Annotated in this window: 3 protein-coding genes; 1 reads left to right on the top strand and 2 read right to left on the bottom strand. The window is 73.8% G+C overall.

Features of this window, described 5'->3' with window-relative positions; translation table 11 throughout:
• Positions 1 to 82: 82 nt before the first annotated feature.
• Both ACWGDE_RS38685 and ACWGDE_RS38680 read right to left on the bottom strand, forming a co-directional pair.
• Positions 83 to 802 (bottom strand): LmeA family phospholipid-binding protein, encoded by a 720-nt coding sequence (locus tag ACWGDE_RS38685; protein ID WP_453393773.1) that lies wholly within the window; start codon positions 800 to 802, stop codon positions 83 to 85.
• The gene (locus ACWGDE_RS38680; protein ID WP_453393772.1) at positions 799 to 1,428 is read right to left on the bottom strand and encodes a TetR/AcrR family transcriptional regulator; all 630 of its coding nucleotides are present in this window, start codon (positions 1,426 to 1,428) and stop codon (positions 799 to 801) included. The genes ACWGDE_RS38685 and ACWGDE_RS38680 overlap by 4 nt, the downstream gene beginning before the upstream one ends.
• 114 nt (positions 1,429 to 1,542) lie before the next feature.
• Between ACWGDE_RS38680 and ACWGDE_RS38675 the strand changes: the two genes are divergently transcribed.
• Positions 1,543 to 1,771: hypothetical protein (locus ACWGDE_RS38675; protein ID WP_453393771.1), on the top strand; the 229-nt coding region annotated here is incomplete at its 3' end.

Here is a 1,771-nt window from a genome sequence, read left to right as displayed (position 1 = left end):
AGCAGGTCTCCCCCGGCCCATGACACCGGCCGGAACGCGGCGCATCCCGGAACCCGCCGGGCCACCACGCGCCCCGGCCCCGTCAGGTCGTGGCGCAGCCCGAGGCGGCACGGGCCGACGTGGTGCCCGGTGAGAGCGCGAAGTCGAGTACGAGGCCTGCGGCGTCCGCGCGGGCGCCGGTCAGGCGGGCGCCCTCGGGGAGGCCGGGGAGCTCGACGGTGCGCGGCTCCAGTTTGTCGGCGAACCGATCGGCGCCGGGAATACCGGACAGGGCCCCCACCGGCACCTGGCGTCCGAACAGACTGACCGTCGCGGGGGTGATGGTGACGCTGTTCCCGCTGGTGGACAGGTCGGTCACCACCGTCACGGGCAGGCCGCCCGCTCCCCCGCTGACGGTGAGGCGGCCACCGGCGGCGCCCACCTTCATCCCCTCGCCCTCCGCGCCCAGCTTCGCCGCCAGTTGTCCGTAGGCCACGGTCGCCGTGGCGCTGCCGCCGTCGATGTGCCCGTCGGTGGAGACGCCGCGCAGCGTCGCGGCGAAGTCCACTTCGGTGCCCTCGTGGCGCACCTTCCCGGCGCTGACGTGGACCGTGCCGACCGTGCCGGTGAGCGCGCCGAGGCCGGCGAGGGCGCCGTCGAGTTCGACGTCCACGGCCTTGTCGGTGTCCAGGCGGCAGGCGACGGCCTCGGAGACCCGCCGCTCGACCTTGCCCTCCACGTAGACGTCGGCGGCGGCCGCGGCCGCCACGGCGAGGGTGAGCGCGCTGGCCGAGGTGATCAGGATGGTGCGGCGGCGTATCACGGTGCGGTGGTTCCGATCCGGGTGAGTAGGGCGAAGGCCTGGGGCAGGAGCGTGCCCGGTTCCACGGCGATCCCCGCGCTCCTGCGCCTGCGCTGGGTCTGCAGGACCGCGCGGCCGGCGGCGAGCACGGAGTTGGCGATCACGGCGGCCTGGAGGTCGGCGTCGGGCGTGCCCTCCGGCAGCCGCCGCTGGACGAGGTCGGCGAACCGTCCCTCGAAATCGGCGAACTGCTGGACCAGTCGCGCCCTCGCGCGCTCGCCGACCTCGTCGAAGGGGTGGGTGAGGGCGGTCAGGCTGCTGGTGGCGAAGTAGACCACGGTGTCCAGGACCGCCCCGCACGCGGCTTCCAGCGGGCCCTCGTGCTCCGGGCGGGCGACGAGGGCGAGCTCGATCCGGCCGAACAGCTCGCTGCTGTCGGGCAGCAGGACGTCTTCCTTGCTCTCGAAGTAGCGGAAGAAGGTGCGCTCGGAGACGTTCACCTCGGCCGCGATCTCCGCGACCGTCGTCCCCATGAAGCCCCGCTCCGCGAAGAGCCGGGCGGCGGCCTCGCGCAGGTCGCGGCGGGTCGCCTCCTTCTTGCGCTCGCGCAGCCCCGGGGGCTCGGGGGGCTCGGTTCCGGTGATCACGGCACCACCATCCAGCAAGGCGTCACCCGTGTCAATTGGCAGCTCCGCCAATTGACAGGACTGACAGTTTGACGGATACATTCTGTCAGCCCTGACACTTTTCCTGGAGCCCCCATGCCCCCTCCCGCCACCGTCGAAGCCGCCGCACCCGCGCGGCTCTCCCGCCTGCACCGGCTGGGCGCGTTCTCCGCCCGGCGTCCCCTGTGGGTGATCACCGCCTGGCTGGCCCTGGCCGTCGTGGCGTTCCTGGGGCGCCAGGCCGTCGGACCGGTCTACCGCGACGAGGTCAGCCTCCCGGGCAGCCCCTCCGGCGTCGCCGCCGAGCTGCTGAGGGAATCCGCCC

This window comes from Streptomyces sp. NPDC054956 (assembly GCF_053609185.1).
The sequence above is the reverse complement of the archived record's forward strand: the minus strand, read 5'-3'. Positions and strand labels throughout refer to the sequence as shown.